General features: G+C 34.3%; 18 protein-coding genes. 14 read left to right on the forward strand and 4 right to left on the reverse strand.

Annotation, left to right across the window (positions count from 1 at the left end; genetic code table 11):
* The first annotated feature begins 30 nt into the window (after positions 1-30).
* From KBP46_RS13215 to KBP46_RS13250, 8 genes are all read left to right on the forward strand, one after another.
* Positions 31-699, forward strand: coding sequence for an NAD-dependent epimerase/dehydratase family protein (locus tag KBP46_RS13215; RefSeq protein ID WP_123278562.1), 669 nt, complete (start codon positions 31-33; stop codon positions 697-699).
* Positions 700-825: 126 nt separating this feature from the next.
* The gene (locus KBP46_RS13220; protein WP_228432333.1) at positions 826-1,734 is read left to right on the forward strand and encodes a glycosyltransferase family 2 protein; all 909 of its coding nucleotides are present in this window, start codon (positions 826-828) and stop codon (positions 1,732-1,734) included.
* A 113-nt stretch (positions 1,735-1,847) separates the two neighbouring features.
* On the forward strand, positions 1,848-2,879 hold the full coding sequence (locus KBP46_RS13225; protein WP_062673419.1) for a hypothetical protein: 1,032 nt from the start codon (positions 1,848-1,850) through the stop codon (positions 2,877-2,879).
* Positions 2,863-3,789, forward strand: coding sequence for a GDP-L-fucose synthase (locus KBP46_RS13230; protein WP_062673417.1), 927 nt, complete (start codon positions 2,863-2,865; stop codon positions 3,787-3,789). Before KBP46_RS13225 ends, KBP46_RS13230 begins: the two co-directional genes overlap by 17 nt.
* Positions 3,789-4,862, forward strand: a complete 1,074-nt coding sequence (gene gmd / locus KBP46_RS13235; RefSeq protein WP_062673796.1) for a GDP-mannose 4,6-dehydratase — start codon at positions 3,789-3,791, stop codon at positions 4,860-4,862. The genes KBP46_RS13230 and gmd overlap by 1 nt, the downstream gene beginning before the upstream one ends.
* 77 nt (positions 4,863-4,939) lie before the next feature.
* Positions 4,940-5,764: a glycosyltransferase family 2 protein gene (locus KBP46_RS13240; protein ID WP_062673415.1), complete on the forward strand. Its 825-nt coding sequence runs from the start codon at positions 4,940-4,942 to the stop codon at positions 5,762-5,764.
* A gap of 31 nt (positions 5,765-5,795) precedes the next feature.
* Positions 5,796-6,794 carry an acyltransferase gene (locus KBP46_RS13245; protein ID WP_216443450.1) on the forward strand — a complete coding sequence of 333 codons (999 nt, stop codon included), beginning with the start codon at positions 5,796-5,798 and terminating at the stop codon, positions 6,792-6,794.
* 10 nt (positions 6,795-6,804) lie between these two features.
* Positions 6,805-7,743: a glycosyltransferase family 2 protein gene (locus tag KBP46_RS13250; protein WP_062673411.1), complete on the forward strand. Its 939-nt coding sequence runs from the start codon at positions 6,805-6,807 to the stop codon at positions 7,741-7,743.
* A gap of 46 nt (positions 7,744-7,789) precedes the next feature.
* On the opposite strand, the gene KBP46_RS13255 is transcribed toward KBP46_RS13250, so the two are convergent.
* Positions 7,790-8,824 carry an acyltransferase gene (locus KBP46_RS13255; protein ID WP_131797503.1) on the reverse strand — a complete coding sequence of 345 codons (1,035 nt, stop codon included), beginning with the start codon at positions 8,822-8,824 and terminating at the stop codon, positions 7,790-7,792.
* Positions 8,825-8,972: 148 nt separating this feature from the next.
* On the opposite strand from KBP46_RS13255, the gene KBP46_RS13260 reads away from it, so the two are divergent.
* The 3 genes from KBP46_RS13260 to KBP46_RS13270 are packed head-to-tail and all read left to right on the forward strand — an operon-like array spanning position 8,973 to position 11,526.
* Positions 8,973-9,533 carry an acyltransferase gene (locus tag KBP46_RS13260; RefSeq protein ID WP_228432335.1) on the forward strand — a complete coding sequence of 187 codons (561 nt, stop codon included), beginning with the start codon at positions 8,973-8,975 and terminating at the stop codon, positions 9,531-9,533.
* Positions 9,533-10,372: a glycosyltransferase gene (locus KBP46_RS13265; RefSeq protein ID WP_216443451.1), complete on the forward strand. Its 840-nt coding sequence runs from the start codon at positions 9,533-9,535 to the stop codon at positions 10,370-10,372. The genes KBP46_RS13260 and KBP46_RS13265 overlap by 1 nt, the downstream gene beginning before the upstream one ends.
* Entirely contained in the window at positions 10,372-11,526 is a 1,155-nt protein-coding gene (locus tag KBP46_RS13270) for a glycosyltransferase (RefSeq protein WP_216443452.1), read from the forward strand. The genes KBP46_RS13265 and KBP46_RS13270 overlap by 1 nt, the downstream gene beginning before the upstream one ends.
* 1 nt (position 11,527) lies before the next feature.
* Here the strand turns inward: KBP46_RS13270 and KBP46_RS13275 are convergent, their stop codons facing one another.
* The 3 genes from KBP46_RS13275 to KBP46_RS13285 are packed head-to-tail and all read right to left on the reverse strand — an operon-like array spanning position 11,528 to position 13,519.
* The gene (locus tag KBP46_RS13275) at positions 11,528-12,286 is read right to left on the reverse strand and encodes an SDR family NAD(P)-dependent oxidoreductase (protein WP_123278569.1); all 759 of its coding nucleotides are present in this window, start codon (positions 12,284-12,286) and stop codon (positions 11,528-11,530) included.
* Positions 12,286-12,519, reverse strand: coding sequence for a phosphopantetheine-binding protein (locus tag KBP46_RS13280; protein ID WP_047380387.1), 234 nt, complete (start codon positions 12,517-12,519; stop codon positions 12,286-12,288). Before KBP46_RS13280 ends, KBP46_RS13275 begins: the two co-directional genes overlap by 1 nt.
* Positions 12,520-12,547: 28 nt before the next feature.
* Complete coding sequence (locus KBP46_RS13285; protein ID WP_216443453.1) at positions 12,548-13,519, reverse strand: 3-oxoacyl-ACP synthase III family protein; 972 nt, start codon at positions 13,517-13,519, stop codon at positions 12,548-12,550.
* Between the two features lie 53 nt (positions 13,520-13,572).
* Between KBP46_RS13285 and KBP46_RS13290 the strand changes: the two genes are divergently transcribed.
* The 3 genes from KBP46_RS13290 to KBP46_RS13300 are packed head-to-tail and all read left to right on the forward strand — an operon-like array spanning position 13,573 to position 15,894.
* Complete coding sequence (locus KBP46_RS13290; RefSeq protein ID WP_062673399.1) at positions 13,573-14,142, forward strand: DapH/DapD/GlmU-related protein; 570 nt, start codon at positions 13,573-13,575, stop codon at positions 14,140-14,142.
* Between the two features lie 37 nt (positions 14,143-14,179).
* Positions 14,180-15,328, forward strand: coding sequence for a glycosyltransferase (locus KBP46_RS13295; protein ID WP_062673397.1), 1,149 nt, complete (start codon positions 14,180-14,182; stop codon positions 15,326-15,328).
* An 11-nt stretch (positions 15,329-15,339) separates the two neighbouring features.
* The gene (locus tag KBP46_RS13300) at positions 15,340-15,894 is read left to right on the forward strand and encodes a serine O-acetyltransferase (protein ID WP_123278571.1); all 555 of its coding nucleotides are present in this window, start codon (positions 15,340-15,342) and stop codon (positions 15,892-15,894) included.
* Positions 15,895-16,094: the final 200 nt, after the last annotated feature.

Raw genomic sequence — 16,094 nt, forward strand, 5'->3', positions numbered from 1 at the left:
CAACTAACATCTTAAGTATACAAGAAGCATATGATTATTGGTAACGGAATGCTGGCAAATGCCGTAAGATTTTATGACAAAGATGAGGTTATCTTTTTCGCATCGGGAGTTTCCAATTCTCTTGAAAAGGATCCCTCAGCATTCGAAAGAGAAATACGCCTTCTCCATTCCTGTATTGAGGAAAATCCACATAAAAAACTTATTTATTTTTCTACCTGCAGTGTTTATGATCCCTCCAAAACGGAAAGTCCTTATGTAAAGCATAAACTTAATGCAGAAAAGATCATTACAGAAAACTTTGTCAGCTATATTATCTTCCGTGTAGGAAATGCAGTGGGACATGGTGGTAACCCCAATACACTGATCAATTTCCTAAGTAATGCTGTTATCTCGGAAAAAAGATTTACTCTTCATCGAAATGCAGGAAGAATCCTGATCGGAATAGATGATATTGGCTCTTTTGTAGGAAGTAATATGATGGACCTTAACAATACGATCATCAATCTTGCTTATCCTTATCAGTATTCATTGTCAGAAATACTGTGCCAGCTCGAGAGTCATCTCGGTAAAGAGGCTGTGTATGATGATAGTGATGAAGGTTCGTTTTATACTATTGAATTCAATGAACTTACTGAAAGCTTTTTTACAGGAATATCTCCAACGGAATACTTGAAAAAGCTATACTCAACCTACTTATAACATGATTATTCCTGAAAAAATAATTTTGTACCTTGTACCAAGTGTCAGAAATCATTATCAAAAAAGATAGTGACCACTATATATCTAAAAAAACACATTGTAAAAAATAATTGATTAAAAATGAAAATGAATCCCAAAATATCTGTCATTGTCCCCTGTTATAATCAAGCACGTTTTCTGGATGAATCCCTGCAGTCTATTCAGGATCAGACCTATGAAAATTGGGAATGTATCATTGTTGATGACGGATCTCCTGATAATACAGCAGAGACAGCCGATAAATGGGTAAAAAAAGATAGCCGTTTTAAATATCTTCACAAAGAAAACGGAGGTTTATCTTCTGCAAGAAATGCTGCTCTGGAAGTCACAACCGGAGATTATATTCAGTTTTTAGATGCAGATGATATCTTAGCTCAGACCAAGTTTTCAGATTCATTCAATCTGATACAAGACAAAGAAGCAATAATAGTGTCAAATTTTTGTTTATTTGACGATTCTAATAAGCAAGAATTATTGCCTCCCTTTTGCAAGCTATCTCAGGATTTACTGAATTTTGAATCTATCCTGTATCAATGGGACTTCACATTTACAATTCCCATTCATTGTGGTTTGTTTCCAAAGTCTATTTTTGAAACTATTCGTTTTAATGAAAATCTAAAGGCGAAAGAAGATTGGCTTTTGTGGATTCAAATTGCACAAAAAAACATCGATTTCATTTTTTTAAATGCTCCTCTGGCTTTGTATAGGAAGCATGCAACGAGTATGTCACGGGACAGGAAACATATGATTTTATATCAGATGCTTTTCTATAATGAAGCTGAAAAAGTGATTTCCAACTCTGACTTCAATAAATTACTTTTAAAACACTTAGACATTAACTATAACAAAGTGAATGAATTAACCATTGAAATAAGAAATTTAAAAGAATCAAAAACTTTTAAACTCCTTTTGGCTTTAAAAAAAATGACTGAAGATCTGGGGCTATTAGATTTATCTAAAAAATTATTTCGTTTAATATCGAAGCTTAGGAAATAAATTCATTTCAGAAGTCTTACAAAATTAAAAATAGAAAAATATCAAACTCCAGAAAGTAAATTATTTTTTACAATATACAAAGACATTTCAACAACTTTTACTTCCAAAATCCTATGAATATAGCTTTCACAATCTGCTCCAATAACTATTTAGCACAAGCTAAAGTTTTAAAAAATTCTATTAATAAATATGGTGAAAACTTCAAATTTGTAATAGGATTATGCGATGAAAAATCTAGCGAAATAGATTATGATTCTTTCCAATGTGAAATTGTAGAAATGAAAGATATTGGAATAAAGAATTTTGATGAATTATGGATGAAATATGACATTATAGAATTTAACACCTCTGTAAAAGCATCATTTTTCAAGTACTTATTAGCAAAAAATCCCAATACGGAATTTATATATTACTTCGATCCGGATATTGAAATATTTGATCAGTTATCAATCCTGAATGCAGAATTTGAAGATAACGCAGATATCTTGCTCACCCCTCATATTCTGAGTTCTATTCCTTTAGATGGCTATAAACCTGTAGAAAACACTTTTCTTAATTTTGGTATATATAATCTGGGATTTATAGGATTAAGAGGCCATTCTGAAAATGCCAAAAAACTTCTTGATTGGTGGGAAGAAAGATTGTTATCTCTTTGCTATAATCAACCGGAAAAAGGGTTATTTGTAGATCAGATCTGGATGAATTTTTCCCCTGTTTTCTTCAAAAATGTAAAAATTCTCAGTAAAATGGGGTATAATGCCGCTCCATGGAATCTGCATGAAAGAATAGGATTGGTAGCTACAGAAGACAATAAATACCGCATGCCGGATAATTCTCCTCTGGTATTTTATCATTTTTCAAATTTTAAATATAAAAATCCCGAAACCTTAGCAAAATACTATGACAGATATTCTTTGGAAAATTCAGATTCCTTGAAAAAGCTATATCAAAATTATCATCAAAAAATCATTGAAAACGATATTGAAAGAATCTCAAAAATAGATTGTAAATATGTAATTTTAAAAAATAGTTTACCTAAAAAAAATAAATCTTTTCCTGAAATTTTGAAATCAAGCTTCAATAATTTATTAAAAATAATTTATTATAAAATTCGTTACAACTACAATTATGAACCCAAACTCTAAAATATATATTGCCGGACACCGAGGTATGGTAGGAAGTGCCATTTTAAGAAACTTAACTTCGAACGGTTTTAATAATATTATTACCAAAACTTCCAGTGAATTAGACCTTACAGATCAAAAAAGTGTACAAACATTTTTTGAAACCGAAAAGCCAGAATATGTCTTTCTTGCTGCAGCCAAAGTAGGAGGAATCCACGCCAACAACACGTACCGAGCTGATTTTCTTTACGATAACCTTATGATTGAGTCTAATGTAATTCATCAGAGTTATTTACACGGAGTAACGAAATTACTTTTTTTAGGCTCCAGTTGTATATACCCCAAGCTTGCACCTCAACCTTTAAAAGAGGAATACCTATTAAGTGGATTTTTAGAACAAACCAATGAACCTTATGCCATAGCAAAAATTGCAGGAATAAAAATGTGTGATGCATACAGGGATCAATATAATTGTAACTTCATTTCCGCAATGCCAACTAATCTTTATGGGCCTAATGATAACTATGACCTAAATAATTCTCATGTTTTGCCGGCTATGCTCAGAAAGTTTTTTGAAGCCAAACAAAACAATGTAAAGGAAGTGGTTTTGTGGGGAGATGGAAGCCCTTTTAGAGAATTTTTACATGTAGATGACCTTGCAAAAGCATGTGTATTTTTGATGAATAATTACAATGAAAGCGGTCACCTGAATATAGGTTCATCCAGGGAAATCTCTATATCAGAACTGGCCAAGCAGATTAAAGATATTGCCCAATATGAAGGAAATATAGTTTGGGATACAGAGAAACCCAATGGTACTCCCAGAAAGCTAATGGATTCCTCTAAAATTAATTCTATGGGTTGGTCTCCTGATATATCTCTGGAAGATGGAATAAAACAAGTTTATCAAGAAAAATTTTTAAACAAATGATGAAAAAAGCACTTATAACAGGAATCACAGGACAAGATGGTTCTTATCTGGCAGAACTCCTATTAGAAAAAGGCTATGAAGTTCATGGCGTAAAACGAAGAGCTTCCTCTTTTAACACTCAAAGAATTGATCATCTGTATTTGGATCAGCATGAAAATAACGTGCATTTCAAATTACATTACGGAGATCTTACAGACTCTACCAATATCATCAGAATCATACAAGAGGTACAACCGGACGAAATCTATAATCTTGGTGCCATGAGCCATGTGAAAGTAAGTTTTGATATGCCCGAATATGTTGCAAACGTAGATGGGTTAGGTACACTGCGTTTATTAGAAGCAATCAGGATTTTAGGATTAACCCATAAGACGAAAATTTATCAGGCTTCTACCTCAGAATTATACGGCGGGATGCCATCCAATAAAAATGAAAAGGGTTTTTATGATGAAAACTCTCCTTTCTATCCACGTTCTCCCTATGGTGCAGCAAAAATTTATGGTTTTTGGATAACAAAAAATTACAGGGAGGCCTATGGAATGTATGCCTGCAATGGTATTTTATTTAATCATGAATCTCCCAGAAGAGGGGAAACTTTTGTTACCAGAAAAATAACTATGGCAGTAGCTAACATAGCAAAAAACAAACAGGATTGCTTATATCTGGGGAATTTAAATGCTCAAAGAGATTGGGGACATGCTAAAGATTATGTGGAAGGAATGTGGAGAATGTTGCAGCAGGAGAAACCTGACGATTTCGTTTTAGCAACAGGAGAAACTACCATGGTAAGAGATTTTCTCATTATGGCTTTTGAAGAAGTAGGAATAGAACTGGTTTTTGAAGGAAGTCAGGAAAATGAAATTGCCAAGGTATTACGCTGTAATAACCCGAATTATCAACTCCCATTAGGTAAAACAGTTGTAAAAGTTGATCCTAATTATTATCGTCCAACAGAAGTCGACCTGCTGATTGGTGACCCTACAAAGGCAAAAACTATTCTCGGCTGGCAACCACAATACACTGTAAAATCTCTTTGCAAAGAAATGATTGAATGTGATTTAAAAACAATATAATTTAAAAAAATCATATTCAATATAGAATCCTTTATTTCGCAATAACAAACAGATTTTACAAAAAAACACTCAAAAATATGCTCAATAAATCCATTACAATCATAACGATAAACTTCAACAACCGAAATGGTTTACAAAAAACTCTGGATAGTGTATTTCGGCAAACCGGTAAAGATTTTCAATATATAGTAATTGATGGTGGAAGTTCTGACGGAAGCAAAGAACTTATAGAAAGTAATCAATCCAAAATAAACTATTGGGTAAGTGAACCTGATAAAGGGATTTATCATGCGATGAACAAAGGAATTGCAAAAGCGACTGGAGAATATCTTCTTTTTCTGAACAGTGGAGACGAACTGCTAAATGAATCAGTTATAGAAAAAGTAACTCCATTACTGCACACAGATGATATTATCTCCGGTAATCTAATTGTAGATGATGAAAATCAAGATGTTCTTAGGCCTACTAAAGAAAATATTTCGTTTTTAGATTTAATTGAAGAAACAATTTGGCATCCCAGTACATTTATAAAAAGAAGTGCCTTTGAAAAAGTAGGTCTCTATGATGAAAATTTGAGAATTTGTTCAGATTGGAAATGGTTTTTAATTTCTATTTTCAAATACAATTGTACTTATAGACCTATTGAACAATCTATATCCCGCTTTTATAAGGATGGTATCAGCTCCGATCCCAAATCACAGTCTTTAAGAAAAGAAGAAAGAAGAAAAACACTTGTAGAAAATTTTCATTTTTCTGAATTCCAGACGGAAGAATTAATCGATAAAATTAATTTATATTTCAGTGCAAAGAACTCTTTAGACAAAATAGACAAATTGAAAAAATCAAGGTTATTAAAATTTTTATATCAAATAGGCCTATTTAAAAACTATAAATACCTTTAAAAAATTCTTAAAAGATAGGATTTTCTCTGTTATGAAGCTTAATAATATCCAGATTTTAAGAGGAATTTCAGCATTATTGGTATGCTGCTTTCATTTCCGTGAAACGATAAACTTACCCGGGCTGAATCTTGGTGATATTCTTTTTAATAAAGGAAGTATCGGTGTTCCCGTGTTTTTTATTATCAGTGGATTTATCATGGCTTTCACAACGCAAAGAATAAATTTCAGTAGAGATTCTTTTCAGCAGATCACTTTATTTTACAAAAGAAGGGTGATCAGAATTGTCCCCTTATATTATCTTTTGACCTTTGCTATAATGATACCCGGAGGCAGTTTTTTCCTCTATTTTCATGGCGCAGGACTTTATGAGCTTATCCATTCATTGTTATTCCTTCCCACAAAGAAGGAATTTCCCGTGCTTTTCCTGGGTTGGTCTTTAAATTTTGAGATGTTTTTTTATCTCATATTCGGGCTATCATTATTTTTTAAAGAAAAAAGGTATTATTTCATCGTAGGATTTTTCATTCTGGCTACTATGTTGGGATATTGTGTACATTTTGACAGTCCATATCTGAAAATGGTAACCCATTCTCTCAATCTTTATTTTGTTGTAGGAATTCTCTTTGCTCTCTTACTGAACCAATATACAGTTCCAAAGAAATGGGCAGCAATAGTTTCTGTAATAGGAATAACCTCATTTATACTCGTTTTACTCAGCATCATTCCTATTGGCAATGATTGGGTAAAACTGGCAATTATCTCCACGTTTGTTTTTTCTTTCCTGACTTTTGATTATATTTTCCATTTTGAAGGAAACAAATTTTTAATATTTCTGGGAAATATTTCCTATTCATTATACCTATCACATCCTTTTGTAGAAATTATTTTAAAAAGATTCAAAGTTGAAGGTTATCTAAACATTGCTTTTTTTCTTCTTAAAATTGTTTTAGTTATTATTGTAGCCTCTCTTCTGTACTATTTTGTAGAGAAAAGGGTTACCCATTATTTAAAAATTAAATTAAAAGCATAATCCGAAAAAAATGAAAATTTCAGTCATCATTCCCGTTTACAATGCTGAAAAATATGTCGCTCAGGCTGTAGATTCCGCGCTTCAGTTCGAAGAGGTATATGAAGTGGTACTGGTAGAAGACAAGTCTCCGGACAATGCCCTGCAGGTTTGCCGGGAACTCGCTGAAAAATATGACAGGGTAAAACTTTATCAGCATCCTGATAAAGGAAACCATGGAGCAGGTGCCAGCAGAAATTTAGGAATGGAAAAGGCAGAAGGAGATTTCATTGCTTTCCTTGATGCAGATGATTACTATCTTCCTAACCGTTTTGATGCCGAAAAAAAGCTTTTTCTCAATCACGAGGTAGATGGAGTTTATGGGGCTATAGGAGTTCATTATTATTCTGAAAAAGCCAGAGAACAGTATTATAAGGTTTTTGGAGACCGCCTCACTACAGTGTATAAAGAACATCCTCCTAAAGATGTATTCCCGGGCCAACTGAATATGAGAGGAACTTTTGGACTTTTCAGTATTGATGCCCTGACGATCCGTAAAAGTTCTCTACAAAATATGGAGTATTTTTTTAAAACCCATTTAAAGCTTCATCAGGACACCGAATTTTTATTCCGACTCTCCTACTATCTGAATCTGTATCCGGGAATTCTTGACAAAGCTGTAGCGGTGAGAGGAGTTCATGAGAACAACAGAATTACCAAAGTAGATTCCAGAGAAGTAAAACCGGCTTCAACCCGCGTTGTATTATGGAAGGAAGTGAACCAGTGGGCAGAAAATGAAAATACCATTCCTGAAGATATTAAACTTCATATCAAACGTGTTTACAGAAGCTTTCAGATTGCTAATGCTCCCCTTCTGAAAAAATGGGGGATGATCACAAAGTATTTGTTTACGGATTATAAAAGCATCCGTTCAGGGCTGTACAATATCAATTTCAGAAATGACTTGTTCTGACACTACATTTAACTAAATATTTAGTTAAAAAAAAATTATTTGAAAACTAACGCTTTGAAAAATGAATCTTTCTTAACAGGTTTCGCATCGGCTTTTCTATTAACTGGTAAAAGACCGCGGAACTCAACAGCATAACGATAATGTAAATCAAAAATACCATATCAATGCTGAGCGTACACTTCTGCCATTGTAAAAATTCCCTTACAAGGTAAAGCACAGGAATATGAGTGATGTATATTCCATAACTAATTTCCCCCAGATACTCCAGCGGCTTTAATGAAAATATCCTGCTTACTTTCCCGTTATTTGCCGAAATCAAAAGAATGGCAGGTACAAAGAGTAAAGCCATCAAACCATTATGATAGAATAGCGGGACAAACATCAGTGACAGAAGAATCAGAAAAAAGACTGCGATAACGTGGTAATCATAATTTTTCTGCCTGTAATTTTTCACAAAATATATACCTGCAAGATTTCCAATCAGGAATTCATTCAGATGCCAGAAAGGGAAATAGTAAAGAAACTCATGGCTTTTCGTATGAGGTCCTTCATAAGCTCCATACACCGGATAAAGATTAGAAAACACCTGTGTAATCAGCCAGAGACCAATGGCAAACACCCAGATCATTTTGTTTTTCCTTGCATAAAAATAATTATATAAAAACGGAAAAAGCAGGTAAAAGAAGAACTCTACGGAAATAGACCACCCCGGAAAATTCAGGATCATCGCCTCACCCGGAATCCAGCTCTGGATACCCAAACCATATAAGATCAGTTTATACCAATCGAACATCTCATATCTTGTCATAAAATAGAGCAAAAGTCCGAGCATATAAAGCGGATAGATCCTGGCAAACCTGTTTTTGTAAAATTCCAGGTAATCAATTTTATCTTTCCTGTGATAAGCAATAATCATGATAAACCCCGAAAGAATAAAAAAATAGCTTACTCCTACATTAGCCCTTAAAAAAAGATTGGAAATATAATCTATCTTGTATAAGAACAGATCTTTATTGAAATGAGAAATAACAATTGCCATTGCGGCAACAAATCGGGTAAATGTAATCTGACTTATTTTCACAGAACACCAAATGATTTACTTTATCAAAACTTAGCAACCTCAACCTGAAAAGTTGTTTTATTTGGTATAAAGTATTAATTTTTAAGGCACAAAAATAAGATTTATTATTATAATTATTTAAAACAAATTATATTTGTAAACTACAAATGTGAAAATAAATCCAGGTATGCTTGATGAAATTTTAGCAAAAATTCAACGGAAAAGCCAGATTTCTCGTCTCAAAAAACACCCTAATGTTTCTTTTAAAGGGATAAAGCTTGGGATCAGTAATCATTTTGTTCTGCACGACAATTTAAAAAATGTTACACTCGGGAATTCCATGAGTTTCAGAAATTATGTACATATTCTTGTGCAGCAGAATGCCGTTTTAGAAATCGGAGATCATTTTTTTATGAATAATTTTTGTTCCATCAATTGTCTTGACAGCATTTCAATAGGTGACAACACCTTGTTTGGAGAAAATGTTAAGCTTTACGACCACAATCATGCTTATCAGACTCATCCGGAATTTAAGCTGTTCTCATCTGAGTTCACCACCGCTCCTATCAAGATCGGTAGTAACTGTTGGCTCGGAAGTAATGTAACCGTCTTAAAAGGAGTTACCATCGGAGATAACTGTATTATTGGAGCCGGATGTACTATTTACAAAGACATTCCATCAAATACGACTGTAATTAATCATCAAGATTTAATATTCAAGGAACAATAATGAAGTTTTCTATTCTTATTGCACACTATAACAATGCCATTTTTTTTAAAGACTGTTTTGAAAGTATACTTCAACAAACATATACAGACTGGGAAGCGGTAATTTTAGATGATGCTTCTTCTGAAAACGAGAAGAAAATAATCCGGGAAATGATTTCAGATGACAAAAGATTCAGGTTTTTTGAAAATGAAAAAAATTCCGGTGTAGGTGTAACAAAAAGTAAGTTGATTGAAATGGCTGAAGGTGAAATCTGTGGCTTTGTAGATCCTGATGATGCCATTGCTCCAACCGCTATTCAAAAATGTATGGAGATTTTTCAGACTAAAAAAAATACAGTACTTACCTATTCAAGGTTTATGACATGTGACCAGAACCTGAATCCAATAGCTCCGTTCAGATCTGCGATGCAGGTACCGAGTGGAGATCCTTATTTTTTCAATTTCCCGATTCAGATTGCTCATTTTGTAACCTTCAGAAAAGCAGTTTATGAACAGACGGAAAAAATGAATCCCAATCTGAAAATAGGGGAAGATCAGGATTTATATCTTAAAATGTATGAAAAAGGAAACGTTCAGTTTATTAATGAAACGAACTATCTTTACAGAACGCATCAGGGCGGAATTTCACAGAATGACAATAAAAAGAAATCCCACGAATATTTTGCCCAGGTGATTTTTAATACCATGAAACGAAGAGGGCTCAGCTCTATCAATGGAAAGAAAGTTCCTGAACATTATACCGGTGCAGATGAAATATTCGATCTGCTTCAGTATCAGCATCAGCTGCCTTTCCGTATTAAGAAAAAAATAAAAATTACGTTACAATCAATCTTCGGATAATGTTAGAAAAAAAAATAAAAATTTTGTTCAGGCACCGTTCCATGGAAATGGGAGGCGTGGAAAAAGTATTACTGGGACTTCTCAACAATCTTAATCCTGACAAATTTGAAATGACGGTATGCCTCACCCTCAACCAGGGAAAACTGCGTGATGAACTTCCGAAGCACATCAGAAAAATATACCTTACTGACGGAAAAGAAGATTTTTCCAACAATTCTATTTTACAGAAACTTCAGCTTGTTAAAAGAAGAATAAAGCTGAGAAAACTGAAAAATACTCCGGCCATTGCAGACCGTCTTATCAATGATACTTTTGATATTGAGATCGGGATGGATTACAGAGACTATGATGCCATTCTGAACTCAACCAATAAGAATTCAAAAAAAATAGGATGGTTTCACTCTGAAATTAATGTTCCGAAATTTCAGCCTTTAGTACCAAACATTTTAAAGAGCTTTCCGCAATTTGACCACATGGTGTACTGTTCCCACAAGATCAAAGATATGATGCACCAGCATTATCCTAATCTAAATTATCCTCCTGAAAGTGTGATCATCAATCCTATTCCTATCGAAGAAATTAAGCGTAAGGCAGAAGGAAAGCTTGAAAATTTTCCTGAAGGACCTGTTTTCGCATCTATAGGAAGACTTCATTCTAGAAAAGGATATCATAAACTTATTGACGCTCATACGAAGCTTATCAATGACGGGTTTCATCACAGCATCATTGTTATTGGTGAGGGTGATGAAATGAATAACCTCAATGCACAGGTAGCTAAAAATAATGTTGAAAAAACATTTATTCTGGTTGGCAACCAAATGAATCCTTATCCTTATATCAAAAAAGCGGATTATTTTGTTCTGCCTTCGGAATCTGAAGCATGGCCATTGGTCATTGCTGAAGCTTTAATTCTTCAGAAACCTATTATAGCAACAGAAGTAGGAGATGTAGGATTGATGATCAAAGACCGTGAGACAGGATACCTCATCAGTTATGAAGTAGATGAAATGTATTCAGCCATGAAAACATTCCTTACCGATCCCGACCTTGTTCTCCACATCAGAGAGAACCTTAAAACAATTGAAAGTCAGTTTGACAATAAGAAAATATTTGACAGCGTAGAAAATATTATAGAAACTCTACACAAAAAGTAAGTTACTGTGCTGAATATCCTCCGTCTATCACAAGGTTGCTGCCTGTGACCCATCTGGAGGCATCAGACAACAGAAAAATACAGGCATTCGCTACATCTTTAGGTTCACCTATTCCAAGCGGATGCTTTTTTATAATTTCTGATGAAGCTTCTTCTCCGATATTTTCAAACATTTTCTCTAAAATCGGAGTATTGACCATTGCCGGACTTATACTGTTGACCCTAATATTACTTCTTGAAAGCTCCATAGCCAAAGAACGGGCTCCGGAAATTACAGCGCCTTTGCTGGCAGAATAAGCGGCCTTCCCTGCCTCTCCTATCATCCCTGCCACAGAAGAAATAAATACAAAACTGGAGTTTTCGTCTTTGTATTTTTTTAAAGATAAAATTTTTGCAATTTCAAGTCCTGCAATGACATTGACAGCAAATATGTCCTGATATAGCTGAGCATTGTGTTTTTTTAATGGTAACGTTTTTTCGATACCGGCACAGTGTATAAATCCTGATATTTTACCTAAAATTGAAACTTTATCTGCAATAATTGCTTCAAGATTTTCAGATTGAGTAATATCTTCAGTGATAATTTCAACTTTTGTTTCCGGATTGAGCATAGAAACGGTTTTCATCAGTTCTTCCTGGTTTCTTCCTACAAGAATCAGATCAGCACCGCTTTTGCTGCATTCTACAGAACAGCTTCTCCCGATCCCGGAAGAAGCGCCTGTAATGAGAATAATTTTATTTTTTAATGAGAAAGCATCCATTAATCTTCAAAATTTTCTTTTCCAATAACATTCATCAGATCTGAAACAGTTTCAATATCTTTAAAATGCTTGGTATCAATTTTTTTGCTGAAATTTTCGTCTACAAACGCAATAACAGAAAGTAAACTGATAGAATCATAGCTTTCTAAAGATTTCAGGTTCGTTTCAGTAGTCAATGTTTCATCTTCTTCTAATTCCTCCTGTAGTTTTTCTAAAAAAACGGATGTTTTCATATTTTATAATTTTAAATGTTTGTTTTCTTTAAATTTCCATTATGGTGGCTCCCCATGAATATCCAACTCCAAATCCTGCCATTAAAACCTTATCTCCTTGTTTCAGCATTCCTTTATCCATCATATTTTTAAGAGCAATCGGAATCGTTGCAGAAACAGTATTCCCGGTTTTTTCCATGTCAATATAAAACTTTTCTGCGGGTATTTTTGTTTTCTTTCTTAAATAATTCAGCATAAAGGAATTGGCCTGGTGAAAAACAAAATGATCGATATCATCCATGGTCATACTGTTAACTTCCAATGTTTCTTTTACCAGTCCCGGAATATTTTCAATCGTAAAATTAAAAATTTCAGGGCCATTCATATAAATATTTTCGGGGCCGAATTCGTGTTCCGGATTCAGTTCGAAGTCTTTTTTAAAAGCTCCTTTTTTCACCATAAGATTTTCGGCACCACTTCCGTCTGTTCCCAGACAGAACTGATAATCGTTACCTTCAGATTTTTTAATAATAGCAGAGGCGGAGGCATCTCCAAATATACTTCGGTTTCCTTTATCATCAGGATGAATATGCTTGGTATACGTTTCTGAAGTAACCAAAAGAATACTCTTTGCAATTCCACCGGCAATCAGTCCTTTTGCAAAAGCTAACCCATATACGAATCCTGAACAGCCAAGGTTAAAATCTATAGCTCCGATATTTTTCCTAAGCCCCAATCTGTCCTGCAAAATACAGGCCGTTGTAGGAAGGAAATACTCCGGACTCTGGGTACAGAATAAAATAAAATCTACTTTGTTCCTGTCATAGTTCTCGAAAATTTTTTCTGAAGATTGCACAGCCATATCCAGTACGGTTTCGCTGTCAGAAGAAATGTGGCGTTGGGAAATACCTACTTTCTCCTGGATACGTTCGGAGCTCCATTCAGGGAACTGCTTTTCAAGGTCCTCATTAGTTAGTACCTGCTGGGGCAGATAATATTCTATTTTTGAAATTTTCATCATATTAATAAATTCTCTTTCTTTGCAAAAGTAACGAAAACAAATTTACACTTGTGATGATTTTTATATTCAGAATCCTATTAAAAATAGACTCCCTCTATCATACTTTTTTGAACAGAGGCAGTCTTGAAGTGGCTAAATATAGAGGGATGAAAGTAGGAAAAAACTTTAATATGCCCGATAAAGTGTATTTCGGAACTGAACCGTACCTTATCGAAATTGGCGATAATGTGAACATTGCTGGAGATGTACGGTTTGTCAACCACGGTGGAACAACTACTCTGCTCAGAAAACTTCCTGGGTATGAAGATGCAAGAATACTGGGAAGAATAAAAATAGGAAACAACTGCACCATCGGGCTTAATTGTGTGATTATGCAGGATGTCCAGATTGGAAACAACTGTATTTTAGGGGCGAACTCTGTGTTGTCACAATCGATGCCGGATAACACAGTTTTTATTGGAAACCCGGCCCAGTTCTTATGCACGATTGAAGATTATGGTGATATTGTTCTTAAAAATAACCCGGAATATCCCCGTGAACTGGAGAAAGACAGAAAAAAACTGGATGCCTATATCAAAGAAAATCTTCCTCACAAGTATAAAAAAGCAAGAAAAATTAAATAAATTTATCTTGTAAAATCATAAAATAGAAAAAAACAAATTGAAAAAGAAAAAACTCCTCATTCGTATAGGTTCATTGCGTCATGGTGGTGCCGAGAAAGTATTAATCAACTTTTTGAAGAATCTGCCTGCCGATAAGTATGAAGTTGATCTTCTGGTAAATCTCTATTCAGGATTATACATTAAAGAAGTTCCGTCATGGGTAACACTGTACTATTTGACGAAAGGAGAAATGATTACCACCAACAGGCTGCAGGACATTCCTGTGAAAGCCTACAGGGTTCTTTATCAGAAAATGTTTCTTTGGTTCCCTTCCCTTCTCTATAAATTTATTTTAAAGAATAAAAAATATGATGTAGAGATTGCTGCCATCCATGCGATGCACCAGGAAATTCTCTCCAGCCCTCAAAAAGATTCGAAAAAGATTATCTGGGTACAGAATGATATTTTCAATTTAAAAGAATACACTCCGGAAGTGATCAGACAGTTTTTCAGGTTTGATAGAATTCTGGTCATTTCCAATAAACTTCAGGAAGGAATGCATGATTTGGCTAAAAACGAAGCTGAAAAAGCATCTGTGATTAAAATTTTCAATCCGATTGACAAAGATGATACATTAAGAAAGGCAGACAGTGAAGTAAATGACTATCCTTTCAACAATGATCTTCCCACTTTTGTAACCGTAGGAACCGTATACCCTCAGAAAGGATACGACAGATTGCTTAATGTGCATAAAAAACTTATTGATGAAGGGTTGAAACATCAGCTTTTGATCATTGGTGACGGGTATGATTTTAATAATATTCAGGATCAGCTCAATAAACTTGGTCTTCAGAATACTGCAAAAATGCTTGGTTTCAGCAGTAATCCTTACCCTTATATGAAAAAGGCGGATTTCTATATTATGTCTTCACGACATGAAGGATTTCCCACCATCATTGCTGAAGCACTTATCCTCAATAAACCTATTTCTGCAACAGATATTTCCGGCATCAGGGATCTTCTGCAGGATGGAAAACTGGGCAATATCACTGCCAATTCCGAAGAAGGGATTTATGATGGAATGAAAAAGTTTCTTATTGATAAAGATATCACTGAAGAATACAAAAAACGAATTTCGGAAACCGAGCTTCCGTTTGTTCTGGAAAAATCTGTGGAACATCTTCAGAAAATAATTGACGAAGTATAAAAATATTGACGATGGCTGATTATTCAATCATTCAAAAAGACTTTTACCGGGAAAGCGGAAAATGGCTTTCCACTTTTCAGATATGGAAAAAGTGCATTAATCCTAATCTGCATTTTGTATACATTCTGAGAAAAGCACAGAAGTATCAGAAAACCCCTCTTCTGAATACTTTCTGGAGGATTGTCCTGAGACATTATCAGATCAAATATGGTTTTCAGATTTATCCTGAGACTCAGATTGGTGAAGGTTTTTATTTGGGGCATTTTGGAAGCCTTGTGATCAATCCTAAAACAGTGATCGGAAAAAACTGCAACATCGCCCATGGCGTTACGATAGGACAACAAAACCGTGGAAAAAATGAAGGATATCCGGTTATTGGTGATGAAGTATGGATTGGTACCAATGCCGTTATTGTAGGAGGAATCACTATTGGAAATAATGTACTGATTGTTCCCAATTCTTATGTCAATTTTGATGTTCCTTCCAATTCTATTGTCATAGGCAACCCTGCTAAAATTATCCCTACCGCCAATGCTACGATGGATTATATCAACCGTAAAGTATAGGAACTCCAATAGTTATCATAAAAATTCTACTTGTATTTATCGGTAATTTCGTGTACATTTGAAAAAATTGTATTGTTTGATTATAAAACGGATACACCATCATCCAATTTCATGTAAAATATCCCATTTTATTATCCGGATGACATCTATCCTTCGATACAACTTGTTTTGAAAAAAATCGCTTAATATTAAAAACACAA

This window comes from Chryseobacterium sp. PCH239 (assembly GCF_018924625.1).
In the GTDB taxonomy this organism is placed as follows: Bacteria; Bacteroidota; Bacteroidia; order Flavobacteriales; family Weeksellaceae; genus Chryseobacterium; species Chryseobacterium cucumeris.